This window comes from Aeromonas sp. S12(2024) (assembly GCF_041402305.1).
Classification (GTDB): Bacteria; Pseudomonadota; Gammaproteobacteria; order Enterobacterales; family Aeromonadaceae; genus Aeromonas; species Aeromonas veronii.
Map to the genome: position 1 here is coordinate 36417 of NZ_JBGLRB010000004.1, position 25803 is coordinate 62219.

Genomic DNA, 25803 nt, shown 5'->3' on the forward strand with positions numbered 1-25803 from the left:
GCGAGGGGGGGCGGTTCACCGGCAGTAAAAAAGTGCGGGCTTGATGCCCGCTCCCTCGTTGACTGACTCAGGCCTCCAGCGCCTGATCCAGATCCGCCAGAATGTCCTCGATCGCCTCGATCCCGACCGACAGCCGGATCATCTCCGGTTTCACGCCAGCCTTGGCCTGCTCCTCCTCGCTCAGCTGGCGATGGGTGGTGGAGGCGGGGTGGCAGGCCAGCGACTTGGCATCGCCGATATTGACCAGTCGTTTGAAGATCTTGAGCGCATCGTAGAAGCGCACGCCCGCTTCATAACCATCCTTCAGACCGAACGAGAGAATGGCCGAGGGGCGGCCGGCCATGTACTTCTCTGCCAGCAGATAGTGAGGGTGACCCGGCAGACCGGCGTAGCTGACCCAGGCCACCTTGGGATGATGCTTGAGGTGGTTGGCGACCCGCAGGGCGTTGTCGACGTGGCGCTCCATCCGCAGGCTCAGGGTCTCCAGCCCTTGCAGCAGCAGGAAGGCGTTCATCGGCGCCAGCGCCGCGCCGGTATTGCGCAGCGGCACGGTGCGTACCCGCCCGATAAAGGCGGCCGGGCCAAAGGCCTCGGTATAGACCACTCCGTGGTAGGAGGGTTCGGGTTTGGTCAGCTGGGGGAAGCGCTCGGCGTGATCCGCCCAGGGGAACTTGCCCGAGTCGACGATGACGCCACCCAGCGAGTTGCCGTGGCCGCCGACATATTTGGTCAGGCTGTGTACCACGATGTCGGCGCCGTGTTCGATGGGCTTGCAGAGCACCGGCGTGGCGACCGTGTTGTCGACGATGAGCGGCACACCACGGGCGTGGGCGGCCTTGGCCAGCGCGGCCAGATCGACGATGTTGCCCGCCGGGTTGCCGATGCTCTCGCAGTAGACTGCCTTGGTCTTGTCGTCGATCAGGGCGGCGATGGCTTCGGCGCTGTCATCCCTGGCGAAGCGCACCTCGACCCCGAAACTCGGCAGCATGTGGGCGAACAAGGTGTAGGTGCCGCCATAGAGCTGGGGCGTGGAGACGATGTTGTCACCGGCGGCGGTCAGCGCCTGAATGGCGTAGGTGATGGCGGCGGAACCTGCCGAGACCACCAGTGCGGCGATCCCCCCTTCCAGCGCGGCCATCCGCTGCTCCAGCACATCGTTGGTGGGGTTCATGATGCGGGTGTAGATGTTGCCCGGCACCGCCAGATTGAACAGATCCGCCCCGTGCTGGGCGCTCTCGAATTCGTAGGCCACCGTTTGGTAGATGGGCACGGCGACCGCTTTGGTGGTGGGGTCGTTGGAAAAGCCGTGGTGCAGGGCCAGGGTCGCATCTTTCATCACACACTCCTTGTTGGATGTTGCTTGTTGCAGTTATAGATGGATAGACGTCCAATCTATCAGGCCCGTGGCCGATGTAAACAGCAAGATCCGGCAAAGCAATGTCGCCCGCAGGGGATGCGTGGCCCGAGTGGCTGGCATGGCTCACACTCAGAGGCGACGGCGATACTCCTTGTCATCGATCTGGTTCATGTCCCACTGCATCAGGCGGTTGAGCTGCTGCATGGGATCCTCGATAAGCGGCAGCGGGCGTGGCAGGATCCGCTTGAAGTAACGGCGCAAGGTCTGTTGGATCCGGTTCGGTTTGAGGGGGTTGGCGTGGCTCATGATGGTGCTCCTCTGCTGTGGTTCTCACGTTTATCAGCAGTATTGAGCTAAAATGAGGAAGTAAAAACTGATGACTTATAGCAACAGGATTTCCTCTTTTATGCCGACCGGTCGCCTTTACCAGCAATTTCAACGACTCGCCCAGCTGCTTGGCAGCGACGAGCGGGAGATCAGCCTCGCCGAGGTGGCGGATCTGCTCTGCTGCACCCCGCGCAACGCCCGCCTGCTGCTGCGGCGGATGCAGGATCAGGGCTGGCTCAGCTGGTCGGCGGAAGCGGGGCGGGGGCGGCGCTCCCGGCTCACCCTGCTCGACAGTCAGGAGAGCCTGACCCGGCGCCGCTTGCGGGATCTGCTCAGTCAGGGCCAGCTGGCGCAGGCGGTACGGCTGGCCGAAGATCGCCTCGATCTGCTCACTCCGCTGTTGATCGAACAGCTCGGTCAGGCCACCCGCGAGGGGCGCCAGATCCTGCGGGTGCCCTACTACCGGCCGCTGCCGCAGTTGCTGCCCACCGGCCCGATGCGCCGCTCCGAAATTCACCTGAGCCGCCAGATCTTCAACGGCCTCACCCGGCGAAATGAGGAAAATGGGGAAATCGAAGGGGATCTGGCCCACCACTGGGAGTGTCTGGGCCCCTGTCACTGGCGCTTCTATCTGCGCCCGGCGGTGCGTTTTCACCACGGTCGCGAGCTGGTGGTGGAAGATGTGATGGAGAGTCTGCTGGCCCTGCGGGATCGCCCGCTGTTTTCCCATCTGACTCGGCTGGAGAGCCCCTGGCCGCGTACGCTGGATCTCTATCTCGACAGCCCGGATCCCTGGCTGCCCCACCTGCTGGCCGAGCCGGTGGCGACCATTTTGCCACGGGAGCTCAAGGGGGAGGCGGGCTTTGCCCTGCAACCTGTGGGCACCGGCCCTTACCGGGTGGCCGCCAACGATCCCCTGCATCTTTGCCTTGCGGCGTTTGACGACTACTTCGGCCTGCGGGCCCTGCTCGACGAGATCGATATCTGGATGCTGCCGGAGCTGGCGGAGCGACTGGAGACCCACCTGCAGCTGGGGCGCGACAGCCCTGAGCTCGGCACCATGCGTGGCGAATCGGAGCTCGAATCGGGCTGCTACTTCCTGCTGCAGGACGATCGTTCCGGATCCTTGCAGGATCCCGCCCTGCGCCAGTGGCTCGGCCAACTGCTCAATCCGGTGGCCCTGATGGGGCGGGTCGCCCCCGAGTTGCAACGGGGCTGGACCAGCGCCCTCGGCCTGCTGCCCCACTGGCGCGAAGCGCTACCCGCGCCCTTGCCCAGACCGGCGCAGTTGCCGGGAAGACTGGTGCTCGCCTGCTTCAACCAGCATCTGGAGTTCAACGAATGCGCCAACGCAATGAGCAGCCTGCTGGCCGAACAGGGGATCCGGCTGGAGGTGCGCACCCTCGATTACGGTCGTTGGGTGAGTGGCGAGGATGAAGACGTGGATCTCTGGCTCGGCACCCTCAACCTCGAACATGCCGGCCCCTTTGCCCCCTACGCCTGGTTGCAGGGCACCCCGTTGCTGCGCAAGGTGTGGAGCAGTCAGCATGAGTTGTGGCAAGGGTTGATGCAGTGGCGCGCCAGCGGTGAGGAGCCAGGCCCCCGCGCCCTGCTGGCAACAGTGCAGCAGCAGAGCTGGTTTGTGCCGCTGTTTCACCACTGGCTGGAGCTGGAGAGCCGGGTCGGCGTGCACGGGGTGCGGATGACGGCGCTCGGCTGGTTCGATTTTCGCAGCGCCTGGCTGCGGCCCGAGCCGCCCGATCAGCCCGCAGAGGCGCCATAGTTCGTCCAATTTCTGTCGCGGCTGACGGGCGCTCCGTGGCCGCTTGCGTGAAAGATCCGTAAATCGGCCGCTGCTGCACAGTTTGTGTCACGCCTCTGTGCCATGCTGTTTCAGGTTATGGACAGCAGAGCAAATGAGGAAAACGATGAGCAACAATTCAGACAGTTCCGCAGGAAAATGCCCGGTCATGCACGGGGGAACCACCTCCGTCGAGACGTCCAGAATGGAGTGGTGGCCGAAGAGCCTCAACCTCGACATTCTTCACCAACACGATACCAAGACCAATCCGCTGGGGGCCGGCTTCAACTATCGGGAAGCCTTGAAGGGGCTCGATATGGCGGCCCTCAAGCAGGATGTGACCGCCCTGATGACCGACAGTCAGGAGTGGTGGCCCGCCGACTGGGGCCACTACGGCGGTCTGATGATCCGCATGGCCTGGCACTCGGCCGGGACTTACCGCATCGCCGATGGTCGCGGCGGTGGCGGCAGTGGCAACCAGCGTTTCGCCCCCCTCAACTCCTGGCCGGATAACGCCAACCTCGACAAGGCCCGTCGCCTGTTGTGGCCCATCAAGAAGAAGTACGGCAACAAGATCAGTTGGGCCGATTTGATCATTCTGGCGGGCACTGTGGCCTATGAGTCCATGGGGCTCAAGACCTTCGGCTTCGCCTTTGGCCGCGAGGATATCTGGCATCCGGAGAAGGATATCTACTGGGGATCGGAGAAGGAGTGGCTGGCGCCCAGCGGCAAGCCGGGCGGTCGTTACTCCGGCGAGCGGGATCTGGAAAACCCGCTGGCGGCGGTGATGATGGGGCTTATCTACGTCAACCCGGAAGGGGTGGATGGCCAGCCCGATCCCCTGAAAACCGCGCAGGATATGCGGGTCACCTTTGCCCGCATGGCGATGGATGATGAAGAGACGGTAGCGCTGACCGCCGGTGGTCACACCGTCGGCAAGGCCCACGGCAACGGCGACGCCAAACAGCTCGGGCCCGAGCCGGAAGGGGCCAGCCTCGAAGAGCAGGGGCTCGGCTGGATCAATCACCACAGCCGCGGCATCGGCCGCAACACTGTGACCAGCGGCATCGAGGGGGCCTGGACCACCCACCCGACCAGGTGGGACAACGGTTACTTCGAACTGCTGTTCAAGTACGACTGGTGGTTGCAAAAATCTCCGGCAGGGGCCCATCAGTGGGAACCGATCAATATCGCCGAAGAGGATATGCCGGTGGATGTGGAGGACCCGTCGATCCGCTGCAAACCCATGATGACGGATGCCGATATGGCGCTCAAATTAGACCCCGAGTATCGCAAGATTGCCGAGCGCTTCCGCGATGATCCGGCGGCCTTCTCCGACGCCTTCGCCCGCGCCTGGTTCAAGCTGACCCACAGGGATATGGGGCCGAAGAGCCGCTATGTCGGCCCCTATGTGCCGACAGAAGATCTGATCTGGCAGGATCCGGTGCCAGCCGGACGCGCCGATTATGACGTGGCGGCGGTCAAGGCCAGGATTGCCGCCAGCGGCCTCTCCATCAGCGAGCGGGTCACTACCGCCTGGGATAGTGCCCGTACCTTCCGTGGCTCCGACAAGCGGGGCGGAGCCAACGGTGCCCGCATCCGGCTGGCGCCCCAGAAGGATTGGCCGGGCAACGAACCGGCGAAGTTGGCGAAGGTGCTGGCGGTCTATGACAAGCTGGCGGCCGAGTGTGGCGTCAGCGTCGCGGATCTCATCGTGCTGGGGGGCAACCTCGCCATCGAGCAGGCTGCGCAGGCCGCCGGGGTGACGGTGAGCGTGCCGTTTGCGCCGGGCCGGGGGGACGCCACTCAGGCCCAGACCGATGTGGCCTCGTTCGAGGTGTTGGAACCGTTGGCCGACGGCTTCCGCAACTGGCTGAAGCAGGACTATGTGGTGACGGCGGAGGAGCTGCTGCTGGATCGCGCCCAGCTGATGGGGCTCACCGCCTGCGAGATGACGGCGCTGGTCGGCGGGATGCGGGTGCTCGGCACCAACCACGGCGGTACCGGGCACGGGGTCTTTACCGATCGGGTCGGGGTACTCAGCAACGACTTCTTCGTCAACCTGACCGACATGGGCTACCAGTGGCTACCGAAAGCGAGCAATCTCTACGAGATCCGCGATCGCTGCAGCGGCGCGCTGAAGTGGACGGCCACCCGGGTGGATCTGGTGTTCGGCTCCAACTCGGTGCTGCGCGCCTATGCCGAGGTCTATGCCCAGGATGACAACAAGGAGAAGTTTGTCTGTGACTTCATCACCGCCTGGAACAAGGTGATGAATGCGGATCGCTTCGATCTGCTCGGCTAGTCCCCGAGCCGTTTGGTTATCTGCACCAGCCCCGCACAGCCAAGATGTGCGGGGCTTTTTACTGCCCGCTTTTCTGTGCAGCCCTACAATCCGCCGCGCTGCGACACCTGCTGGCCGGTATCGCAGGGCCGCTGGCATCCCTGTCCTTGGCCCAGCAGTATCATGTAACATGCTGATCCGCTGGTGATGCCCGGCTGCCACCCATTGGTCACTGATGTCCCATGAACGGACAAGGACAGAAACAAAGAGACAAGGAGTCAACCCATGCTGGAAATGCAGATCCAACCCCGCTTTCAGGAGACGGATGCCCTCGGCCATATCAACAATACGGTGCCGGGGGTCTGGTTCGAATCGGCGCGAGATCCCCTGTTCCGGATCTTCTCCCCCGATCTGGATGTGCATAACTGGCATCTGATCATCGCGGGCTATACGGTGCAGTTCAAACGGGAGCTGTTCTACGGCCAGCCGGTCACCATCAAGACTGGCGTGCGCCGCATCGGCACCAGCTCATTTACGGTCTGGCAGGAGGCCTGGCAGGGCGGCGAACTGGCCGTCACCGCCGAAACGACCCTGATCCATTTTGACTACCGGGCCCGCCAATCCCTGCCCCTGAGCGATGCTCACCGGGAAGGGCTGCGGGCCTGGCTGACAGAGAGTTAACCACGGGCCGGATGGCCCATCACAGGAGTGCTATGTACAACTCAATGCGCAATACAGCGATCGCGCTGACCCTGGGATTCTGCTCCCTCCCTTCTCTGGCCGCTTCTCTCGCCGAGCAGTTTACCCTGATGGAGAAGGGGGCCGAGAGCGCCCTCGATACCCGTCAATTCAGCCATGACGGCGTCGATATCAAGGCCTGGATCGATGGCTCCCCCGTCATCATCGCCGTGCCCATCATGAACGAGCTGGGCAAGCTGGAAGGGGAGAGTCGCTACTACTTCAAGGGCGGCAAGCTGTTCGGGGTCAAAGAGCCCGCCGCCCAGTTCGCCTTTGACGACAGCGGCAAGCTGACCCAGTGGCTGGACGAGAAGGGCCAGCCCGCCGAGTTCGTCAGCAAAATGAGCATGCAGCAGCGTCAGGAGTGGCTCACCAAGCGGGCCGCCGAGCTGAGCAAACTGTTTGTGGTGAGCGCGGCCGAGCAGAAGGCGGCCAAGGGTGGCGTCAAGCTGAAGGGGGCGGATCTCGCTCACTGGCTCTGCAACGACAAGCTGATGGATCTCGCCCATGGCGACAAGGTGATCTTCGAGCAGGATAAGCTGAAGATTGGCGAGCAGGGGATCGAGGGAGAGGTCTCCCTGCGTCAGGATAAGGGGTGGCAGGAGCTGAGCCTCAAGTGCGAGGTGCAGGGCACCCAAGTGACCCGCCTCACCTGGCAGCCGCTGCCGGGTGCCAACAAGCCGCAATAAGCGCAGTAGTAAGGGGGCCCATCGTGGGCCCCCTTCTCATTCGGCTTGTGGCTCCCCCAGTTTGAGCCGGGTGATCGCCTCGACCCGGCGCCACTGTCCGGGCTCGAACCAGCGGGCCAGCAGCTCCTGCTGCTGCTCGGCCCTGGCCTCGTTCGGCAGTTGCCTGAGTTCGGCCAGAAAGTCGCTGAGCTGCTCCTCGAACCCTTGCCGGTTCTGCTCCAGCTGGCGCATCCGATCCACCGCTTCCGGCCCCCCCGTCTCCAGCAGCAGAGCCTCCCGTTTGGCCGGGTCCATCTGCGCCAGCTCTTGCAACTCCTCAAGCAGACGGCTGTTGGCCTCCGCCTCGCGAAACCAGTCCGGTTGCTCCGCCAGCCAGAGATCCAGCTCGCTGGCCAGCTGCGACTTGTCGCTGTCTCTCGCCTCCGCCAGCGCCCTGCGGCGCAGGGTCAGCTGCTCCATCAGTCGATCCTCGGCAAACAGCTGGGCCTGCTCGGCCGGGGTAAAGCTCTGCTGGCGCAGCTGCTCCCGCTCGTCAAACAGGATCTGCAGGCTGGCGAGGGAGATCTCGGTGGGCACCGTCAGGCTGCTCTGGGCGGAGACAAAGGTGCGATAGCGCGCCTGCAGGGCATCGGCGGCCTCCTGCTCGGGATCGTGCGGGTGGCTCTGTGCATGCTGGCTGGCTTGAGCGGGGGATGAGTCTGCCGTCGGAGCCGTGGGCCAGAGCAACACCCCGCCAAGCAGCAGGGTGATGGCGCAGGGCACGACGAGCAGGGTGGCTATCTTCATAGTCCCAGCTCCTTGAGACGGTTGGCATGCTGGCGATAGAGGGTGACCGGATCGGTCTCGAACAGATGGTGGATGCCGAAGGACTGGTTCACTTCGTCCAGATGGTTCATCCGGTAGTCGGTGCCGATCACCTTGCCGAGGTGGCTGCTGCAGACCCCGACCAGTCCGTCATTGGGCTCCTTGAAGAAGGCTCCGGTCAGCGCCAGCGCAGGATCCACCGGATCCAGCAAATTGGTCAGGTTGCCGCGCCCGCTCCAGGAGAAGTAGTAGACGCCGTTGGTCGCCTGCATCGGCCCCTCACCGCAATAGCGGCTGGGCAGCCCCTCCGGGTAGCGCTGATTGAACTGGCTGGCCCCCTTGCTGGTGAGGGCATCGAGGGCGGCGACCGGATCTTGCGGTAGCTGGCTCCCGCCCGAGAGCAGTGAAATCATGCCGGAGAGGGCGTGGGCCGCGGCGGCAGCCAGCTTCTCGGCAGCGCTGCCGGGGGCGGCATTGGCCCGCACCAGATCGGCAATCTCGGAGCCGTAGTTGACCCCGCCGACGCTGGTGGCGGAGGCGACCAGCTCGGGGGCGACCGAGGCGACATAGCGGATGGTGGGACCGCCGTGGGAGTGGCCGATCAGGTTGACCTTCTCGGCGCCGGTGGCAGCCAGCAGCAGCTCAACCTGGGCGAGCAGCTGTTCGCCCCGTTGCTCCGAACTGGCGGTGGCCGATACCTGAGCCACGTAGACTTTGGCACCATCCCGGCTCAGGGCCTGGGGAATGCCGTAGAAGTAATCGACCCCGAGTAGCTTGTCGAAACCGAACAGGCCGTGCACCAGCACTATGGGGTAGCGGGTCTGGGTGTATCCGCTGGCGTGTGCCAGCATGGGCAGGGTGCAGAGCAGCACCAGAAGCCATCTCTTCATCATCAGCATCCTTGTTGATTCGTGAGGAACAGATTGTGTGGCGTACTCCATGTTCGCCGGTGCCAGTATGGTTGCTGCTGACGGGAGAGGCTGTGAGGGGGATCGCAACTCGGGATTCAAAAGGGGTTCTGGGTGCGGGCGGGGAGGCTGTGCTCCCCGCCCTGCGGCTTATTGCCACTCCACCAGGTGATACTGCTTCTTGCCCCGGCGCAGCAGCAGGTAGCGACCAAATAGCCGATCAGTGGCGCTCAGCTGATCATCCTGCTTGAGCACACCATTGAGGCTGATGGCGCCCGCCGCCAGCAGTTCGCGGGCGATGCGCCTGGAGTTAGCCAGACCGCAGCTGACCAGCAGGCTGACCAGATCCGTCTCGCCGCTGACGGTGCTGCTCGGCATGCCATCCTGCGCCAGCTGGGCCAGATCGCTCTCGCCGAGGCGGGCCACATCGCCGCTAAACAGCAGCTCGCTGATGCGCTGCACCGCTGCCAGCGCCGCCTTGCCGTGTACCAGCTCGGTCAGCTCATCGGCCAGCACCTGCTGGGCCTGCTTGCGCCCCTGCCGCTTCGCGTCTTCCGCCTCCAGTGCATCAATCTCGCTCAGTGACATAAAGCTGTAGTAGCGCAGGAAGCGGTAGACATCCTCATCCGCGGTGCCGAGCCAGAACTGGTAGAAGGCGTAAGGGGAGGTGAGCGCCGGATCGAGCCAGACCGCGCCCCCTTCGGTCTTGCCGAACTTGGTGCCGTCTGCCTTGGTGATGAGGGGCAGGGTCATGCCGTGCACCTGCGCCTGATGGAGGCGACGGGTGAGATCCATGCCGCTGGTGATATTGCCCCACTGGTCGTTGCCGCCAATCTGCAGGGTGCAACCGAGCCGCTGGTGCAGCACCGCAAAGTCGTAGGATTGCAGCAGAGCGTAGGAGAACTCGGTGAACGAGATGCCCTGATCCGGGCGGGCCAGTCGCTGGCGCACTGACTCCCGCGCCAGCATGGCGTTGACCGAGAAGTGCTTGCCGATATCCCGCAGAAAATCGAGGGCGGACATCTGCCCCATCCAGTCGCCATTGTTGACCAGTTGCGGGGCCGACAGGCCCTCATCGGCGGGCAGCAGCGCCCTGATTTGGGCCGACAGGCTGGCGACCCAACCCTGCACGGTATCGGCACTGTTGAGGCTGCGCTCGGTCGCCTTGAAGCTGGGATCGCCGATAAGGCCGGTTGCCCCGCCCACCAGTGCCACCGGGGTGTGGCCCGCCAGCTGGAAGCGGCGCAGCATCAAGAGCGGCACCAGATGACCGATATGCAGGCTGCCGGCGGTGGGATCGAACCCGCAATAGACGGTGCGCGGGGTGGCAAGATGATCGGCCAGGGCCGCGGGGTCGGAATTCTGGGCCACAAGGCCGCGCTCGGTCAGTTCATCGAGCAGGTGGGGGTTGATCATGGGTTCTCCAACAGCAGGGGGAAAAGCCGTCATCCTCGCCGTTCTGGCCGGTGGCGGATATGTCCCCTAAGGGACAGTTTTGCCACTCTCGTGCTAGCATTCAGCCATAGCGGGGAATCGCTCCCCGTCACCGGAAACGTGCCACCATGACCCAGCCATTCACCACAGATGCCTTGACCCGCAGCATGACCGAGGTGGTCGATGCCCTGCACAGCAGCGCCTTTGCGGCGGCGCTGGTGCGGCTGATCCAGCAACAGGTGGCGTTTGATTGCGCCCTGCTGCTCGGGGTGGGGCTGCGCCCCGTCTACCTCTACGACAACCTCAACCATCAGCGGGCCCTGCTCTTTGATCGCTACCTCACCAGCCACTTCAGTCAGGATCCCTTTATGCAGGCGCTGGAGCAGGGCTTGCCTGCCGGCGTCTGGACCCTGGCGCAGGTCTCCCAAGGGCGGCTCGATCCCGAATATCGCCACCACTTCTATCAGGCCACCGGCTGGCAGGAGGAGGTGGGGCTGATCCTGCCGGTGCGGGACGGGCTGACGCTGATGCTGTTTCTGGGGCGACTCGACAAGCGCAGTACCCTCAGTCGTGACGAGCTGGCAAGGCTGGAGCAGCTGTTCCCGCTGGTACATTCGCTCTGTCGTCAGCAGTGGCGGCAGAGCCAGCCGCTGCTGGCCCAGAGCACGGCGCAGCCAGACAGCGCCAGCCTCCGGAGCTCGGTGGAGCAGGCTATGTCGAGTGTCGGGGGCGATAGGCTTACCCGGCGCGAGCGGCAGGTGGCGGAGTTGCTGCTGCAGGGGCTGGATACGGAGGCGATTGCCGCGGAGCTCGGGATTGGCTGCGGCACGGTGAAGAATCACCGCAAGCATCTCTATGGCAAGCTGCGGCTCGGCTCGCGGGCCGAGCTGTTCAATCTCTTTCTGAACCACCTCATTACGGCGCCGGTGGAGGCATCGCAGGCGTCATCGGCGGGAGATAGAGAGAGCCCGCCATAGGGCGGGCCGGGGTTACTCGAGGCGCGGGATGGTGGGAGTTGTTTCGGGCAGGATACTGAGCAACTGGTAGCGCTTCATCAGCTGCTTGTATTCATCCCCCTGTTTGACCTTGTCCAGCGCCTGTTGCAGGCGGGCAACCTGTTGCTTGTCTGCCCTCAGGTTGAAGGCGAAGCAGTTGTCCTGCTCTTCAATGATCGCGACGGTGACAAAATCCTCGCTGGGGAAACCCAGCTCTTTGGCCTGATGGCGCAACATCACCTCGTTGCCCGCCACCAGATCGGTGCGCGCCATGATGAGCTGGCGCACCACCTGATCCATGCGCTCTACCGACATCATATTGCCCGGGCTGATCCCGCGGTTGAGCAGCAACTGCTCCCCGACATCTGCCTGCATCACACCAATCTGCAGCTTGGCGAGATCCGCTTTGCTGGCCACTTTGGGGGCATCCTGCTTGCGGCCGACCAGCGCGACCCTGGAGTGGCTGATGGGGCAGACCCAGAGGAAGTGGGGATCCCGCTCCTTGGTGTGCGCCGTGGTAAAGAGCACGGCCTCTTGCTGCTGGGTCAGCAGATACCAGCCGCGGGCCCAGGGCAGAAAGTGGATGGGTTGCTCCGGCTCTCCCATTTCACGCCACATCAGGCGCAGCAACTCGACTGCCAATCCCACAGGCTGACCATTTTTATCCTGGCCATTGAGTGGCATGTTCTGCTCCGAATAGTAGATAAGTGCCGAAGCCGGGAGCGCGATAAACAGGGCGAGAGCAGGGAGCAGACGACGCATGATGCACTCCTTGTGCGGGTAGTTACCTAACAGTCTATGTGGCCTTTTCCATAACGTCATGATCCGGTAGCGGGATAAAAAACAGGCCACCTTGCGGTGGCCTGTCGGTTTATTTGAGCAGGGCTTCCATCTCCGCCTCTGCTTTGGCGCGAGCCTTGGCTTCCGCCGCTCTGGCGGCATCGGCGACGCTCTCTCCGGCCGTATGAGAGGCTGCACTGACAGCCTGTTTGGCTGGAGCGGCAACGGCCTTGGTTGCCTCTTGCGTCACGGTAGCGGCGGCACTGCTGACTGCCTGTTTGGCCGGAGCGACAACGGCTTTGGTGGCTTCTTGGGTCGCGGTCGCAGCGGCGCTGCTGACGGCCTGTTTGGCAGGAACGGCAACGGCCTTGGTGGCTTCTTGCGTCACGGTGGCAGCAGTGCTGCTGACGGCTTGCTTGGCTGGATCGGCAACAGCCTTGGTGGCTTCCTGTGTCACGGTCGCCGCGGCACTGCTGACGGTCTGTTTGGCTGGAGAGGCAACAGCCTTGGTTGCCTCTTGCGTCACGGTCGCAGCGGCGCTGCTGACTGCTTGCTTGGCAGGAATGGCAACGGCCTTGGAGACTTCCTGCGTCGCGGTCGCAGTGGTGCTGCTGACGGCCTGTTTGGCGGGAGCGGCCACCGCTTTGGTGGCTTCCTGCGTCACGGTGGCAGCTGCGCTGCTGGCTGCCTGTTTGGCAGGCGTGGTGACTGCGGTGGTTGCAGTGCGGGTAAGAGCGGTCGTGCTTTGGCTCACAGCTTGGGTGGCCTGCCCTGTGGCGTTGGCGGCTGCGCCGCTGATGGCCTGGCTGGCGCTGTTGGTCAGCGAGCCAGTGACGCCGCGGGTCACTGTGCCCAGCGCGCTGCCAAGGGAGAAGGGGGAGGCGCTACTCTGACTGGTCGCTGCGCCAGTCAGGGCATTGGTCGCCGGGGTGAGCTGGCTGGCGGGGGTCTGCCAGCCCTGCATGGAGGTTGGCCAGGTCGGTGCCGTGCCCGCCAGATTTTCGCCGAAGGTCAGGGTGGTGCCATCCCCTTTTTGCAGCAATACCGACATCTGGTTGGTTTGCGAGTTCCACACCATCCCCGCCTGCTTGGCGATATCCGGCACGGGCGCATACTCGGAGACCACATAGAAAAGCGGCCCCTCCTGCTGTAACTTGTCGGCAGTCTTGAGCAACTGCATGGTGCTGTCGTAATTGGGGCCAAGGATGGCGGTCATCCGATCCTTGATCAGGGGTTGTTCGAACAGATTGACCTCGTTCGGGTCAAAGCCGACCAGCGGCTTGAGCAGGGCCCACATCAGCTGGCTGGTGGGGCTCATCATCAGCAATGGGGCAACGCAGGCGGACAACATCAGGCTCAGGCAGGCCGCCTGAAGCAACGGCATGATACGCATTGGGATAATATCCAAATAACGATTTGATAAATAAGGTTATATTTTGTCAGGACGTGACAAATTCACCGGAAGTTTGCGCGTGGCAGCGAGAGACTGCCCGCAGGCGCTGGCAGGCTACCATATTGGTTCCACAATGCCAGCAGGCAGTATGATTGTCAGTCAAGTAAACCACGGGGCTGGTCGACTCTTCGAGAGTGCCCCCCATCGCAACAGGATCCCTCTCATGAAAAATGTACTGCTCTGCCTGCTGGCCTCCCTCTGGCTCGCCCCCGCTCTGGCCGCGTCCAAAACCACTGTGGTGAGCGAGTCTGCCAGTCCCGAGCTGGTGCTGCCACTGGGTTCGCTGCCCGAGCGGGTCTGCTGGTTTGCGGATCAGAAATATTCTGAAGGGGCCCGCATTCTGCAGGGTGATATCTGGCTGGAGTGTGGCCCGCAGAACGACCTCGAGAGCAATGGCCCGCTGGCCTGGCGTTCTCCTGCGGTGGTGTTGCCTGCCACCCGTGGTGCGAAAGATCAGAAGACGATTTCCGTGGGTCAGTGAGGCTTTTCTTGATCCAGCTAAAGACATGGACGTGATCCCTGTCGCATAATGCAGCTCCTTTCTTCTCTTGGCTGGAACCTAAGAAATGGCTCGTCGCTCTTCCAATGCACAACGTCGTCGCAGTAGCTGGTGGTACAAACGCTTGTTGGCAAGGGAGCGGGAAGAGCGCGAAGCGCGTTCCGTCCGGGATTGATACAGCATTGAAAAAACGGAGCCTCGGGCTCCGTTTTCTATTTCTCACCGTCAATAGCAAGATAACGGGGGCCATCAGGCCCCCGTTTTGCTTTTGCAGATCTTTTCTGCTTGCGGCTTAGCGCTGCAAGGCGGCCAGTGCCAGTTCGACTCGTTTGGCGTACTCGGGGTCGGCCTGCTCGAAGTGTTTGAGCTGGGCCGCGACGATGGCGTCATCCTCCACATTGATGAGGGAGCGGGCCAGGTTGGCGGCGAGCCGTGAACGCTGCCCCTCGTCCATGATGCGGAACAGGTTGCCCGGCTGGCTGTAGTAGTCGCTGTCGTAGTCACGGAAGTCGTAGTGCAGGGCGGCCCCTTCCAGACTCAGCGCCGGTTCGTGCTGTTCGCTCGGCTGCTGGGTACCGAAACGGTTCGGCTGATAGTTGGGGCTGGCGCCGCCATTGCTGTCCGCCCGCATGGCACCGTCACGATGGGCACCGTGATGGAACGGGCAGCGCGGGGCGTTGACCGGCAGCAGACCGTGGTTGACGCCAAGGCGATAGCGCTGGGTGTCACCGTAGGAGAAGAGTCGCCCTTGCAACATGCGATCCGGCGAGAAGCCGATACCGGGCACCACGTTGGCCGGGGTAAAGGCGGCCTGCTCCACATGGGCGAAGTAGTTGTCCGGGTTCTGGTTGAGCTCCAGTATGCCCACCGGGATCAGCGGGTAGTCGCTGTGCGGCCACACCTTGGTCAGGTCGAACGGGTGGATGTTGTAAGTCTGGGCTTCGGCCTCCAGCATCACCTGCACATAGACCTTCCAGCGCGGGAAGTCGCCCCGCTCGATAGCGTTGAACAGATCCGCCTGACTGGTCTCCCGATCCTGCCCGACGGCGGTGGCGGCCTCTTCATCGGTGTAGAAGCTGTGGCCCTGCTCGGTCTTGAAGTGGAACTTGACCCAGAAGCGCTCGTTGGCATCGTTGATAAAGCTGAAGGTGTGGCTGCCGTAGCCGTTCATCTCCCGCAGGCTCTTGGGGATGCCGCGATCGCTGAACAGTATGGTGACCTGATGCAGGGATTCCGGATGGCGTGACCAGAAGTCCCAGGCGGCGGTGGCGCTGCGCAGGTTGGTGCGCGGATCCCGCTTCTGGGTGTGGATGAAGTCAGGGAATTTCAGCGGATCGCGGATGAAAAAGACCGGGGTGTTGTTGCCCACCAGATCCCAGTTGCCCTGCTCGGTATAGAACTTGAGGGCGAAGCCGCGTACATCGCGTTCGGCATCGGCGGCGCCCTTCTCACCGGCTACGGTGGAGAAGCGCAGGAAGACCGGGGTCTGCTTGCCGATGGCGCTGAACAGATCGGCCTTGCTGAACTGGCTGATGTCGTGGGTCACGGTAAAGGTGCCGTAGGCGCCCGAGCCCTTAGCGTGAACCACCCGCTCGGGAATGCGCTCGCGGTCGAAGTGGGCGAGTTTCTCCATCAACCAGATATCTTGCATCAGGATGGGGCCGCGCGGGCCGGCGGTGAGGCTGTTGTTGTTGTCGACGACGGGGGCGCCGTTGGCGCTGTGCAGGGTCTTGTCAGTCATGGCTTCTCTCCTTGTTGATATGGGGTCAGCCTACGGATCTGCGCCGTGCTCGGCCAATGGGCCTTGCCTCGCTCTTTGATAGGCAAGACAAATCGGTGTTGCTGGGGGATGTGTAACCGCGCCGGATATTGCATGATGGAGGCTTCGAGAAGGAGCCTCATATGCAGATTACTATCCGTCATGCCGAACCCGCCGATGCCCCCGCCTTGCGGGATCTCTATTCCATGCCCAATGCTCAGGCGGGCACTCTGCACCTGCCCACACCTCCCCTTAGCCAGTGGCAGAAGCGGTTGGAGAGCAGTGATGTGGTCGCCTTGGTGGCGGAGGTAGAGGGGCTGCTGGTGGGGCAGATCTCCTTGCACGTAGAACCCAATCCCAGACGCAAGCATGTGGCCGGGATCGGCATGGGGGTGCGGGATGACTGGGCTGGCAAGGGGGTTGGCTCTGCCCTGATGGCCGCGGCGCTGGATCTGGCCGATAACTGGCTCAACCTGCACCGGATTGAGCTGACCGTCTATACCGACAATGAGGCCGCACAGGCGCTTTATCGCAAGTTCGGTTTTACCGAGGAGGGGCGAGCCCGTGACTATGCCTTCCGCCAGGGGCGTTATGTGGATGCGCTCTATATGGCCAGAGTCGCGGGGGGCGCCAGTCGCTAACGGTATGGTCGATTATCAGGCCAGATTGCGCCCGGTGATCCGGGCGCTGGAGCAGAATCCCGATCTCTCCATCGAAACGCTGGCAAGCAGTGCCTGCTTGTCTTTCTACCATTTTCACCGGGTGTTTACGGCTGTGGCGGGGGAGACGCCCGGGGAGATGTGTCGTCGTCTGCGCATCCAGCGGGCTGCTTGGCAGCTCTGCTATACCGATGCCAGTGTCACGGCCATTGCGTTGGGGGCGGGGCTCGCCAGCTCCCAGGCGTTTGCCAAGGTATTTCGCCGTTACTATGGTTGCACGCCGGGAGAGTTTCGCCGCGACAAGAGCAAGAATGGACACTTGATGAGCAAGGATGGACACGCACTTGTGCAGCCGAATCCTTATGCTGAGGGTCACTCATCAGCAAGGAGCAATACCATGAAAACCATCGAGATGGACGCCCGCACTCTGGCTTATATGCGTGTCACCGGCCCCTATGGCGAGGGGTATGGTCCCATTTGTAGTCAGCTGCATCAGTGGGCCAGCGCCCGCGGTCTGGAAGGTGGGGAGTGGATCTTCATCTATCACGATAACCCCGAGGTGACTCCGCCAGCCCAGTGTCGCACTGACATCGGGGTGACGGTGCCTGCGGGGACGGTGGGTATGGGAGCGGTCGAGATCCAGCTTATTCCCGCCGGTCGTTACGCCCAGTCCCGTTATCTTATTACCGACCGCAGTCAGTATGGCCCTCGTTGGCAGGAGCATATCGGCGACATCGTTGCTGCCGGGCTGGAGTTTGGCAATGGTCCCTGCTTCGAGCTTTATCACAGCATGAGCGATGATCCTGTGCAGGACGATGTCAGCTTTTGCTCCAGCCTAAAGGGGTAGGACGCAGCAAGACGCAAGGGATGGTACAGAACGTCGCGCAGAAATTAGAGAGCCGGACAGTGTCCGGCTCTTTTGCATCTGGCTGCTGGGCGGCGGTTAGCGCTGGAACCCCTTCTGGGCGAACTTGGGACGGGCGTTCATGATCTGCTCCACCTGCTCGTCGCTCATCTTGCCGCGCGACAGTCCCAGCACCTTGTAGGTGAGCAGCGGTCGGGCGGGCAGGGCGATCATCAGGGCACGGATCTGGTTCTCGTCATCCTTCTCCCGGGTCGGCTTGCCGTAGGCGTAGGTGAGGACACCGGCATCCATCAGGTTTTTGACGGCGGGCTCGGTGATCGGCAAGTTTATGACGCTTTTACGCTGCAGCACGAACTCGCGCAGCACAGCCTTCTCGTTGAAGTCGAGGAAGCCGATCATCTGGGCCAGCTGGTCCTGCTGACGGCGCGCCTGCCACTCTTCGCACGCCCACTCCCAGGCGATCAGGAAGCCCTGACTGCAGAAGTAGGAGATGGCGATCAGCATGCCGACTCCCAGCCAGGCCGCATGATCCGCAGCCCACTGGCTGACAGCCCCTTTCATCAGCCCGGCCGGAAACAGCAGAATGATGCTGCAGCAGAGTAACAACCAGACCATCAGCCAATTGAGGCGGTTCAGTTGATAGAAATGTTGGATCCACCGTTTCATTGTTCATCCTTCCCAAACTGTTGTGGATAGTGAACTACCTACAGCAATCGGTGTGCCAACAGCGCAATAGCGGCGGGGAGGGAGCGCTGGCGAGGTTACATTCTCTTACAACTTATTGAATGGGTTGTCATTAATATGCCTTGTGGGGCGGCGGTCGCGTTGCTAAAACGTCCCCTCAGTCATTGGGGAGTAGCAACCCGCCCGCATTCCGGGCCGGGCCCATGTCAACACTCTTGGATCCTCGTATCCATGGCATGGGCGGCGATAGGCACTATCGCTCTGCAAGACCTTTGGCCTCGATATGCACGCCAGCCGGGCGAGCCATGTCGGGTCCATCGGTTATTCTGCTCGCCTGGCGGTATCTATTATGTTGATTACCCTGCTGTTATTTCTCGTCTCTGCGGTCACCATCTACCTTGCCTGCGAATACTTCGTCAACGGCATCGAGTGGACCGGCCACCACTTCAAACTCTCCCAAAGCGCGACCGGCTCCCTGCTGGCGGCACTGGGTACTGCGCTGCCCGAGTGTATCGTGACCCTGACAGCCCTGCTGATGGGCAACACAACCGCCCAGCAGGAGATCGGCATTGGCGCCGCCCTTGGCGGGCCGCTGGTGCTGGCGACCATCGGCTATGCGGCAGTCGGCCTCACCCTGCTGCTTTGCATGAGCCGTACCGAACGGGCCATCGATGGCGAGGTGCAGCGCGAGATTGGCCGGGATCAGCGCTGGTTTATGGGTATCTTTCTGGTGGCCACTGTACTGGGTCTGGTCGCCTTTACCGGCAAGAGCTGGCTGGCCCCGCTCTTTGTGCTGGTATACCTCGTCTATGTAAGGCGCGAGCTGAAACAGAGTGACAGTCACGAAGTCGAACTGCCGGAGCCCCTCAAATTGGCTCCCGATGCCGGGATCCCGCCCCTTGGCAAGGTGCTGTTGCAGACGCTGGGGGCGCTGGTGGTGGTGGCGCTGGCGGCACAGCTGTTTGTTCATCAGCTGGAGAGCATGGGCGAGCTGTTTGGTCTCTCGCCGGTGCTGGCGGCCCTGCTGCTGAGTCCGGTGGCGACCGAGATGCCGGAGCTGATGAACGTGCTGATCTGGGTGCGGCAGGGCAAGAACCGGCTGGCGCTGGCCAATATCTCCGGGGCCATGATGATCCAGGGCACTATCCCCAAGGCCTTCTGCTTGATCTTCACCCCCTGGTTGCTGGATGGTGCCATGATGGTCTCCTCGCTGGTGACGTTGCTGGCGGTGGGGTTGCTCTGGTGGGGGTTCAGAAAGGGGGTGATGACCGCCGAGTGGTTGGCACTGGTCGGCCTGCTCTATCTCGGTTTTTGCGGCTGGTTGCTGGTGAGCTGAAGCGGGAAGCGCGGATATGAAAAAGCCCCCTTGGGTCAGGGGGCTTTGTTGTATCGGTTGGGGTGGTGCTTACAGCGCGGCGATTTCGGCTTGCTGGGCTTCCAGCTTGGTCAGCTGGAGACGGTAATCTTCCAGCTTCTCGCGCTCTTTGGCGATGACCGCTTCCGGCGCCTTGGCGACGAAGGCTTCGTTGCCAAGCTTGCCTTCGATGCGGCCGCACTCGCCCACCAGACGGGCAACCTCTTTGGCCAGACGGGCCAGTTCGGCATCCTTGTCGATGAGACCGGCCATCGGGATCATCAGCTCGGTAGCGCCGATCAGCTTCTTCACTGACAGCGGGGCAGTTTCACCGTTCGCCAGTACGCGGATGGACTCCAGACGGGCCAGCGACTTGAGGAAGGCCTCGTTGTCAGCGGCGCGCTTGGCATCCTTGGTATCGCACTGGAGCAGCACGTTGAGAGGCACGCTCGGTGCCACGTTCATCTCGGCGCGGATGTTGCGGATGCTGACGATGAACTCCTTCACCCACTCCTGATCCGCCATCGCGGCTTCGTCCACCTTGGCTGCGTCGAACTCCGGGAAGGCCTGAATCATGATGGTGTCGGCGTGTACGCCAGCCAGCGGGGCGACCGATTTCCAGATGGTCTCGGTGATGAACGGGATGATCGGGTGCGCCAGACGCAACAGGGTTTCCAGCACGGTCACGAGGGTGTGGCGGGCTGCGCGCTGCTCGGCCTCGGAACCCTTGGTCAGCACCGGCTTGGTCAGCTCCAGATACCAGTCACAGAACTGGTTCCAGATAAATTCGTACAACACACCGGCCGCGATGTCGAAGCGGTAGGTATCGAGGGCGGTACGGAAGTCACGGATGGCCACTTGTAGCTGGGACTGGATCCAGCGATCCGCCAGGCTGAACTGCATCTCGCCGCCGTTGAAGCCACAATCCTGATCTTCGGTGTTCATCAGCACATAGCGGGAGGCGTTCCACAGCTTGTTGCAGAAGTTGTTGTAGCCATCCAGGCGCTTCATGTCCCAGTTGATGTCACGACCGGTAGAGGCAAGCGCCGCCAGGGTGAAGCGCAGGGCGTCGGTGCCGTGGGCATCAATCCCTTCCGGGAACTGCTTGGCGGTACGCTTGGCGATCTTCTCGGCCATCTGCGGCTGCATCATGTTGCCGGTGCGCTTCTCCAGCAGATCTTCCAGCGAGATACCGTCGATCATGTCGAGCGGGTCCAGCACGTTGCCCTTGGACTTGGACATCTTCTGGCCCTCTTCGTCACGGATAAGACCGGTGATGTAGACGGTCTTGAACGGGACTTGCGGCTGGCCGTTTTCGTCCTTGATGAAGTGCATGGTCATCATGATCATCCGGGCAATCCAGAAGAAGATGATATCGAAGCCGCTCATCAGCACGTCGGTCGGGTGGAAGGTCTTGAGTGCCTCGGTGTTGTTCGGCCAGCCCAGAGTGGAGAAGGTCCACAGGGCGGAGCTGAACCAGGTGTCGAGCACGTCTTCGTCCTGACGCAGTACGGTTACGGCCGGGATGCTGTGCTTGGCGCGCACTTCGTCTTCGCTGCGGCCAACGTAGACGTTGCCGGCATCGTCATACCATGCCGGGATGCGGTGACCCCACCACAGCTGACGGGAGACGCACCAGTCCTGAATGTCGCGCATCCAGGAGAAGTACATGTTTTCGTACTGCTTCGGCACGAACTGGATGCGGCCATCCTCCACCGCTTCGATGGCGGTCTTGGCCATCGGTGCCACGCGCACGTACCACTGGTCGGTCAGCATCGGCTCGATGGGCACGCCACCGCGATCGCCGTAAGGCTGTTGCAGCACGTGATCCTTGATCTCGTCCAGCAGACCCAGCTCTTCCAGCTTGGCCAGAATCGCTTTACGGGCGGCGAAGCGCTCCAGACCGGCGAACTCGGCCGGCAGGGCTGCATCGTAGGCAGTGCTCGGGTTGCCGTTGGTGTCGACAACTTCGGCCTCGGCACGCACGTGGGCGTCCAGAGTGAAGATGTTGATCATCGGCAGGCTGTGGCGCTTGCCCACTTCGTTATCGTTGAAGTCGTGGGCCGGGGTGATCTTCACGCAACCGGTGCCCTTCTCCATGTCGGCGTGTTCGTCGGCAACGATGGGGATCAGACGGTTCACCAGCGGCAGCAGGATGTGCTGGCCGATCAGCGCCTTGTAGCGCGGGTCTTCCGGGTTCACGGCCACGGCGGTATCGCCCAGCATGGTCTCCGGACGGGTGGTGGCGACGATCAGGTAATCCTTGCCTTCGGCAGTCTTGGCTCCATTGGCAAGCGGATAGCGCAGGTGCCACATGTGGCCCTTGATCTCGCGGTTCTCCACTTCCAGATCGGAGATGGCGGTGTTGAGTTTCGGATCCCAGTTCACCAGACGCTTGCCGCGGTACATCAGGCCATCTTCGTAAAGACGAACGAACACTTCCTGCACGGCGGCGGAGAGACCCTCATCCATGGTGAAGCGCTCGCGCTCCCAATCCACGGAGTCGCCCAGACGGCGCATCTGGCGGGTGATGGTGCCACCGGACTCTTCCTTCCACTGCCAAATCTTGTCGATGAAGGCATCACGGCCGTAATCGTGGCGAGTCTTGCCCTCTTCTGCGGCGATCTTGCGCTCAACCACCATCTGGGTGGCGATACCGGCGTGGTCGGTACCTGCCTGCCACAGGGTGTTCTTGCCCTGCATGCGGTTGTAGCGGATCAGGGTATCCATCAGGGTTTGCTGGAAGGCGTGACCCATGTGCAGGCTGCCGGTGACGTTCGGCGGCGGGATCATGATGCAGAAGGAGTCTTTGCTGGTGTCGCCGTGGGGCTTGAAGTAACCCTGGGCTTCCCAGTGCTGATAGAGCGCCTGTTCGATGGCGTTGTGATTAAAAGTCTTTTCCATGGTCTCGCCGTAATCTGGATGGATGGAGTCTGGTGTTGATTCTTTATGGATCAATTGGTTGCAGTCAGGGCTGCGCCGGATCCGGTGCGGCAAGGACGGGCTGATCCCTCATTTCGAGGGTATGGCCTGCCTGGCGATAGTGCTTGTAGCGCTCGCGGGCTTGCTGCTTTTGTGTTTCGTCAGTGGGGACAAAATCTACCACTTGAGCGAAGTGTCCTGCAAACAAAGGTGTCGCAGTGGCCAGATTGATGAGGCGGGCGTAGCGCCGTTTCGGTGGCTGATAGCCGATCTCCACCGGGGCCATGCCGCTTTCGCCTTGCAGTTGGTGCGGCACGAAGCGCTCCGGCGGCAGTTGCCACAACAGCTCGTCCAGGCGCAGAGCCTGAGCCTCATCGTCGCAGAACAGGTAGATATGGCCCGCGCCCCACGACTCGGCTGCAAGAGTGCAGGCCAGTCGCTCGACCGCAGAGGCCTGCGCGTCATCCTGTTCGCTCATCAGGTAAAAGGTCACTTGGCTCATCAGGTTGATCCCGTTTTGCGGTGACGGACTGTTGACCGCCTCATGAGGCTGACGGGGCGTTTCCCGTCCGCAGCTCACTGATTCAAGAATGAAACAAGGAAGAGGCGGGCCTCTTCCTTGTGGTTCAGGGTAACGCCAACCCTTCCGATGCAGCCATCGGCAGGGGCCGGAGAGTTACTCTTTCTCTTCGATATCCACGCCAGCCCGGTTCAGCAGAAACTGGGTCAGCAGGGGCACCGGACGACCGGTGGAGCCTTTATCCTTGCCACTCTTCCAGGCGGTCCCGGCGATATCCAGGTGGGCCCAGTTGTACTTCTTGGTGAAGCGTGACAGGAAGGCGGCTGCGGTGATGGTGCCGGCCGGACGACCGCCGATGTTGGCCATGTCGGCGAACGGGCTGTCGATCTGCTCCTGATACTCGTCAAACAGCGGCAGACGCCAGGCGCGATCACCCGCCTGCTCGGAGGCGTTGAGCAGCTCGTGGGCCAGCGGGTTGTGGTTGGCCAGCAGACCCGAGGTGTGGTGGCCCAGCGCGATGACGCAGGCACCGGTCAGGGTCGCCACGTCGATCACGGTTTCCGGATCGAAGCGGTCCACATAGGTCAGCGCATCACACAGCACCAGACGACCTTCCGCATCGGTGTTGAGCACTTCGATGGTCTGGCCGGACATGGAGGTGAGGATGTCACCCGGACGATAGGCGTTGCCACCCGGCATGTTCTCGCAGCCAGCCAGTACGCCGATGACGTTGATCGGCAGTTGCAGCTGGGCCAGCGCATGCATGGTACCGAGCACGGAGGCGGCGCCACCCATGTCGTACTTCATCTCGTCCATGCCGTCGGCCGGTTTGATAGAGATGCCGCCGGAGTCAAAGGTCAGACCCTTGCCGACCAGCACGATGGGCTTGGCATCCGGATGACCCTTGTATTCGATGATGGCCATCATGGCTTCGTTGTCGGAGCCGCGAGCCACCGCCAGATAGGAGTTCATGCCGAGCTCGGCCATCTCCTGCTCGCCCACCACCTTGGTGGTGATGTTGTCGTAGGCATCGGCCAGACGACGGGCCTGGGAGGCCAGATAGGCCGGGTTGCAGACGTTGGGCGGCATGTTCGCCACGTCGCGGCAGACCCGCACACCCTTGGCCACGGCCAGACCGTGAGCGATGGCTTTTTCACCAATGGTCAGTTCCCGACGCGTCGGCACGTTGAATACCAGCTTGCGCAGCGGGCGACGTGGCTCGGCCTTGTTGGTCTTGAACTGATCAAAGCTGTAGAGGCCCGCCTTGGTGGTTTCTACCGCCTGGCGCACCTTCCAATAGGTATCCCGACCCTTGACGTGCAGCTCGGTGAGGAAGCAGACCGCTTCCATGGAGCCGGTTTCGTTCAGGGTGGTGATGGTCTTGTTGATGATCTGCTTGTACTGGCGTTCGTCGAGTTCCCGCTCCTTGCCGCATCCGACCAGCAGTACGCGCTCGCTGAGCACGCCCGGTACTTGATGCAGCAGCAGCATCTGGCCTGGTTTCCCTTCCAGGTCGCCACGGCGCAGCAGCGAACTGATATAGCCATCGCTGATCTTGTCCAGTTGTTCGGCAACCGGAGAGAGGCGACGAGGCTCAAATACGCCGACTACGACGCAGGCGCTCCGTTGCTTCTCTGGACTGCCACTCTTTACACTGAACTCCATGGAATCTCCTACATCCTAAAGACAAAAGGCACCTTTTATTGAATAATGCGGTGCTTGTTGGGGTATCAGAGGCGGAGCGAACAGCCACAGGCTCCGCAGTTCAAACTGGTAAAAATCCAATATACGGCCCTATTTTTCAGGCATTCGACTAAAAACACAAGTTTACTTGGGAATGACTGTGATCGTTTTCCGATATTTGTTCAGGGAAACCCTGAAAACCCAGCTGGCAGTGTTATTCGTATTGCTGCTTATCTTTGTCAGCCAACAATTTATCAAGATCATCGGTGACGCCGCCGATGGCGAGGTGCCGACACGTCTGGTCTCCACCCTGCTGCTGCTCAACTTGCCCAATATGGCGCTGTTGATGCTGCCTATCAGTCTCTTTTTAGCCATTTTGTTTGCCCATGGTCGCCTCTACGCCGAAAGCGAGATGACGGTGATGCATGCGGTCGGCTTCAGCCACCGTTTTGTGATGCGCAGCGCCATGTTGCTGGCCTTGCTGACGGCGGTGGTTGCGGCGTTCAACACTGGCTGGATCGCCCCGCAGGCCAAGGAGCGCGAGTATCAGGTGATCGACGAGTTCAAGTCGGATCCAGGTATCTCCTTCCTGCAGGCTGGCCGCTTTATGGAGCTCGACAAGGGGCGTCTGGTTGCCTATATCCAGGATTTGAACGACAACGGCTCAAAACTGCAAAAGATCTTCGTGCTGCAGCGGGCGGAGGGGAACAATCCTCCCTCGGTGGTGGTGGCGACCGAAGGGGTGGTGACGGTCGATGAGAACGGCCTGCAGTGGCTGACCCTGATGGATGGCTCCCGCTACGAAGGGAACTTCTCCGGCAAGCAGTTCCAGATCTCCGATTTTCGCGAATATGGTCTGGTGATCCGTCAGCAGGAGATGGAGCGTTCCAACCGCAAGGCGGCGGCCAAGCCGACCATGGAACTGTTCGGTACCCAGGACAACGCCATGATGGCGGAATTGCAGTGGCGTATCTCGCTGCCCCTCTCCATTCCGGTGCTCACCCTGCTGGTGGTACCGCTGGCGCGGGTCAATCCCCGTCAGGGGCGCTACGCCAAGCTGTTGCCGGCCATCATGCTCTATCTCTCCTACTTCCTGCTGCTCAGCGCCGCCCGTTCGGCCATCGACAGCGGTCGGCTGCCCTACTGGCCGGGGATGTTCCTGGTGCCGCTCGGTTACCTGCTGTTTATCGGCCTGCCCCTCAATCTGCAGGGCACCAGCTGGTGGAACGGGGTGAAAGGGCGCTATTTCAACAGAAAATCAGCATGATGCTGCAACATAGGAACTTCT

22 protein-coding genes and 1 riboswitch are annotated in these 25803 nt (G+C 62.0%); of the genes, 10 read left to right on the top strand and 12 right to left on the bottom strand.

What is annotated here, in order from left to right:
- Positions 1-67 precede the first annotated feature (67 nt).
- Together ACB035_RS05240 and ACB035_RS05245 are read right to left on the bottom strand one after the other, a co-directional pair.
- Positions 68-1336, bottom strand: coding sequence for an O-acetylhomoserine aminocarboxypropyltransferase/cysteine synthase family protein (locus ACB035_RS05240; RefSeq protein ID WP_128816749.1), 1269 nt, complete (start codon positions 1334-1336; stop codon positions 68-70).
- A 150-nt stretch (positions 1337-1486) separates the two neighbouring features.
- Entirely contained in the window at positions 1487-1663 is a 177-nt protein-coding gene (locus ACB035_RS05245; RefSeq protein ID WP_005336463.1) for a hypothetical protein, read from the bottom strand.
- 100 nt (positions 1664-1763) lie between these two features.
- Here ACB035_RS05245 and sgrR point away from each other — a divergent pair, with 100 nt between their 5' ends.
- The 4 genes from sgrR to ACB035_RS05265 all read left to right on the top strand — a co-directional run bounded on the left by sgrR (position 1764) and on the right by ACB035_RS05265 (position 7196).
- On the top strand, positions 1764-3467 hold the full coding sequence (sgrR, locus tag ACB035_RS05250; protein ID WP_371166844.1) for an HTH-type transcriptional regulator SgrR: 1704 nt from the start codon (positions 1764-1766) through the stop codon (positions 3465-3467).
- Between the two features lie 145 nt (positions 3468-3612).
- On the top strand, positions 3613-5790 hold the full coding sequence (katG, locus tag ACB035_RS05255) for a catalase/peroxidase HPI (RefSeq protein ID WP_371166845.1): 2178 nt from the start codon (positions 3613-3615) through the stop codon (positions 5788-5790).
- Positions 5791-6054: 264 nt separating this feature from the next.
- Entirely contained in the window at positions 6055-6450 is a 396-nt protein-coding gene (locus tag ACB035_RS05260) for an acyl-CoA thioesterase (protein ID WP_371166846.1), read from the top strand.
- A 44-nt stretch (positions 6451-6494) separates the two neighbouring features.
- Complete coding sequence (locus ACB035_RS05265) at positions 6495-7196, top strand: hypothetical protein (RefSeq protein ID WP_371166922.1); 702 nt, start codon at positions 6495-6497, stop codon at positions 7194-7196.
- A 36-nt stretch (positions 7197-7232) separates the two neighbouring features.
- On the opposite strand, the gene ACB035_RS05270 is transcribed toward ACB035_RS05265, so the two are convergent.
- From ACB035_RS05270 to tyrS, 3 genes are all read right to left on the bottom strand, one after another.
- Positions 7233-7982, bottom strand: a complete 750-nt coding sequence (locus tag ACB035_RS05270; RefSeq protein WP_371166847.1) for a lipase secretion chaperone — start codon at positions 7980-7982, stop codon at positions 7233-7235.
- On the bottom strand, positions 7979-8890 hold the full coding sequence (locus ACB035_RS05275; RefSeq protein ID WP_005355232.1) for a triacylglycerol lipase: 912 nt from the start codon (positions 8888-8890) through the stop codon (positions 7979-7981). The genes ACB035_RS05270 and ACB035_RS05275 overlap by 4 nt, the downstream gene beginning before the upstream one ends.
- A 168-nt stretch (positions 8891-9058) precedes the next feature.
- Positions 9059-10324: a tyrosine--tRNA ligase gene (gene tyrS, locus ACB035_RS05280; RefSeq protein ID WP_069528506.1), complete on the bottom strand. Its 1266-nt coding sequence runs from the start codon at positions 10322-10324 to the stop codon at positions 9059-9061.
- A gap of 146 nt (positions 10325-10470) precedes the next feature.
- On the opposite strand from tyrS, the gene ACB035_RS05285 reads away from it, so the two are divergent.
- Positions 10471-11319, top strand: coding sequence for a LuxR C-terminal-related transcriptional regulator (locus ACB035_RS05285; protein WP_371166848.1), 849 nt, complete (start codon positions 10471-10473; stop codon positions 11317-11319).
- Positions 11320-11331: 12 nt separating this feature from the next.
- On the opposite strand, the gene ACB035_RS05290 is transcribed toward ACB035_RS05285, so the two are convergent.
- Positions 11332-12099, bottom strand: a complete 768-nt coding sequence (locus tag ACB035_RS05290) for a substrate-binding periplasmic protein (RefSeq protein WP_371166849.1) — start codon at positions 12097-12099, stop codon at positions 11332-11334.
- A gap of 109 nt (positions 12100-12208) precedes the next feature.
- Positions 12209-13510: a hypothetical protein gene (locus ACB035_RS05295; protein ID WP_371166850.1), complete on the bottom strand. Its 1302-nt coding sequence runs from the start codon at positions 13508-13510 to the stop codon at positions 12209-12211.
- 223 nt (positions 13511-13733) lie between these two features.
- On the opposite strand from ACB035_RS05295, the gene ACB035_RS05300 reads away from it, so the two are divergent.
- Positions 13734-14051 carry a YnjH family protein gene (locus ACB035_RS05300; RefSeq protein ID WP_042053450.1) on the top strand — a complete coding sequence of 106 codons (318 nt, stop codon included), beginning with the start codon at positions 13734-13736 and terminating at the stop codon, positions 14049-14051.
- 310 nt (positions 14052-14361) lie between these two features.
- On the opposite strand, the gene ACB035_RS05305 is transcribed toward ACB035_RS05300, so the two are convergent.
- Entirely contained in the window at positions 14362-15810 is a 1449-nt protein-coding gene (locus ACB035_RS05305) for a catalase (RefSeq protein ID WP_371166851.1), read from the bottom strand.
- 161 nt (positions 15811-15971) lie between these two features.
- Between ACB035_RS05305 and ACB035_RS05310 the strand changes: the two genes are divergently transcribed.
- Positions 15972-16469 carry a GNAT family N-acetyltransferase gene (locus ACB035_RS05310; RefSeq protein ID WP_371166852.1) on the top strand — a complete coding sequence of 166 codons (498 nt, stop codon included), beginning with the start codon at positions 15972-15974 and terminating at the stop codon, positions 16467-16469.
- Between the two features lie 4 nt (positions 16470-16473).
- Positions 16474-17334: a GyrI-like domain-containing protein gene (locus ACB035_RS05315; protein ID WP_371166923.1), complete on the top strand. Its 861-nt coding sequence runs from the start codon at positions 16474-16476 to the stop codon at positions 17332-17334.
- A 96-nt stretch (positions 17335-17430) separates the two neighbouring features.
- On the opposite strand, the gene ACB035_RS05320 is transcribed toward ACB035_RS05315, so the two are convergent.
- The gene (locus ACB035_RS05320) at positions 17431-18018 is read right to left on the bottom strand and encodes a superinfection exclusion B family protein (protein WP_005336432.1); all 588 of its coding nucleotides are present in this window, start codon (positions 18016-18018) and stop codon (positions 17431-17433) included.
- Between the two features lie 172 nt (positions 18019-18190).
- Positions 18191-18297: riboswitch (yybP-ykoY riboswitch) on the top strand.
- Positions 18298-18385: 88 nt separating this feature from the next.
- Between ACB035_RS05320 and ACB035_RS05325 the strand changes: the two genes are divergently transcribed.
- On the top strand, positions 18386-19372 hold the full coding sequence (locus tag ACB035_RS05325; protein ID WP_371166853.1) for a sodium:calcium antiporter: 987 nt from the start codon (positions 18386-18388) through the stop codon (positions 19370-19372).
- Positions 19373-19441: 69 nt separating this feature from the next.
- Here ACB035_RS05325 and ACB035_RS05330 read toward each other — a convergent pair whose 3' ends face one another.
- From ACB035_RS05330 to pepA, 3 genes are all read right to left on the bottom strand, one after another.
- Positions 19442-22294 carry a valine--tRNA ligase gene (locus tag ACB035_RS05330; protein ID WP_371166854.1) on the bottom strand — a complete coding sequence of 951 codons (2853 nt, stop codon included), beginning with the start codon at positions 22292-22294 and terminating at the stop codon, positions 19442-19444.
- A 64-nt stretch (positions 22295-22358) separates the two neighbouring features.
- Positions 22359-22814, bottom strand: a complete 456-nt coding sequence (locus ACB035_RS05335; protein WP_005336425.1) for a DNA polymerase III subunit chi — start codon at positions 22812-22814, stop codon at positions 22359-22361.
- A 174-nt stretch (positions 22815-22988) separates the two neighbouring features.
- The gene (pepA, locus tag ACB035_RS05340) at positions 22989-24497 is read right to left on the bottom strand and encodes a leucyl aminopeptidase (RefSeq protein ID WP_005336423.1); all 1509 of its coding nucleotides are present in this window, start codon (positions 24495-24497) and stop codon (positions 22989-22991) included.
- 172 nt (positions 24498-24669) lie between these two features.
- Here pepA and lptF point away from each other — a divergent pair, with 172 nt between their 5' ends.
- Positions 24670-25782, top strand: a complete 1113-nt coding sequence (gene lptF / locus ACB035_RS05345) for an LPS export ABC transporter permease LptF (RefSeq protein ID WP_005356742.1) — start codon at positions 24670-24672, stop codon at positions 25780-25782.
- Positions 25783-25803: the final 21 nt, after the last annotated feature.

What these genes read in the sequence shown, in the direction of transcription:
- ACB035_RS05275 (WP_005355232.1), bottom strand. Translation starts at nt 8,890, where the DNA reads ATGAAGAGATGGCTTCTGGTGCTGCTCTGCACCCTGCCCATGCTGGCA.
- ACB035_RS05245 (WP_005336463.1), bottom strand. Translation starts at nt 1,663, where the DNA reads ATGAGCCACGCCAACCCCCTCAAACCGAACCGGATCCAACAGACCTTG.
- ACB035_RS05325 (WP_371166853.1), top strand. Translation starts at nt 18,386, where the DNA reads ATGTTGATTACCCTGCTGTTATTTCTCGTCTCTGCGGTCACCATCTAC.
- ACB035_RS05320 (WP_005336432.1), bottom strand. Translation starts at nt 18,018, where the DNA reads ATGAAACGGTGGATCCAACATTTCTATCAACTGAACCGCCTCAATTGG.
- ACB035_RS05315 (WP_371166923.1), top strand. Translation starts at nt 16,474, where the DNA reads ATGGTCGATTATCAGGCCAGATTGCGCCCGGTGATCCGGGCGCTGGAG.
- pepA (WP_005336423.1), bottom strand. Translation starts at nt 24,497, where the DNA reads ATGGAGTTCAGTGTAAAGAGTGGCAGTCCAGAGAAGCAACGGAGCGCC.
- sgrR (WP_371166844.1), top strand. Translation starts at nt 1,764, where the DNA reads ATGCCGACCGGTCGCCTTTACCAGCAATTTCAACGACTCGCCCAGCTG.
- ACB035_RS05285 (WP_371166848.1), top strand. Translation starts at nt 10,471, where the DNA reads ATGACCCAGCCATTCACCACAGATGCCTTGACCCGCAGCATGACCGAG.
- lptF (WP_005356742.1), top strand. Translation starts at nt 24,670, where the DNA reads ATGACTGTGATCGTTTTCCGATATTTGTTCAGGGAAACCCTGAAAACC.
- ACB035_RS05240 (WP_128816749.1), bottom strand. Translation starts at nt 1,336, where the DNA reads ATGAAAGATGCGACCCTGGCCCTGCACCACGGCTTTTCCAACGACCCC.
- ACB035_RS05300 (WP_042053450.1), top strand. Translation starts at nt 13,734, where the DNA reads ATGAAAAATGTACTGCTCTGCCTGCTGGCCTCCCTCTGGCTCGCCCCC.
- ACB035_RS05295 (WP_371166850.1), bottom strand. Translation starts at nt 13,510, where the DNA reads ATGCGTATCATGCCGTTGCTTCAGGCGGCCTGCCTGAGCCTGATGTTG.
- ACB035_RS05305 (WP_371166851.1), bottom strand. Translation starts at nt 15,810, where the DNA reads ATGACTGACAAGACCCTGCACAGCGCCAACGGCGCCCCCGTCGTCGAC.
- ACB035_RS05260 (WP_371166846.1), top strand. Translation starts at nt 6,055, where the DNA reads ATGCTGGAAATGCAGATCCAACCCCGCTTTCAGGAGACGGATGCCCTC.
- ACB035_RS05265 (WP_371166922.1), top strand. Translation starts at nt 6,495, where the DNA reads ATGCGCAATACAGCGATCGCGCTGACCCTGGGATTCTGCTCCCTCCCT.
- tyrS (WP_069528506.1), bottom strand. Translation starts at nt 10,324, where the DNA reads ATGATCAACCCCCACCTGCTCGATGAACTGACCGAGCGCGGCCTTGTG.
- ACB035_RS05330 (WP_371166854.1), bottom strand. Translation starts at nt 22,294, where the DNA reads ATGGAAAAGACTTTTAATCACAACGCCATCGAACAGGCGCTCTATCAG.
- ACB035_RS05310 (WP_371166852.1), top strand. Translation starts at nt 15,972, where the DNA reads ATGCAGATTACTATCCGTCATGCCGAACCCGCCGATGCCCCCGCCTTG.
- katG (WP_371166845.1), top strand. Translation starts at nt 3,613, where the DNA reads ATGAGCAACAATTCAGACAGTTCCGCAGGAAAATGCCCGGTCATGCAC.
- ACB035_RS05270 (WP_371166847.1), bottom strand. Translation starts at nt 7,982, where the DNA reads ATGAAGATAGCCACCCTGCTCGTCGTGCCCTGCGCCATCACCCTGCTG.
- ACB035_RS05335 (WP_005336425.1), bottom strand. Translation starts at nt 22,814, where the DNA reads ATGAGCCAAGTGACCTTTTACCTGATGAGCGAACAGGATGACGCGCAG.
- ACB035_RS05290 (WP_371166849.1), bottom strand. Translation starts at nt 12,099, where the DNA reads ATGCGTCGTCTGCTCCCTGCTCTCGCCCTGTTTATCGCGCTCCCGGCT.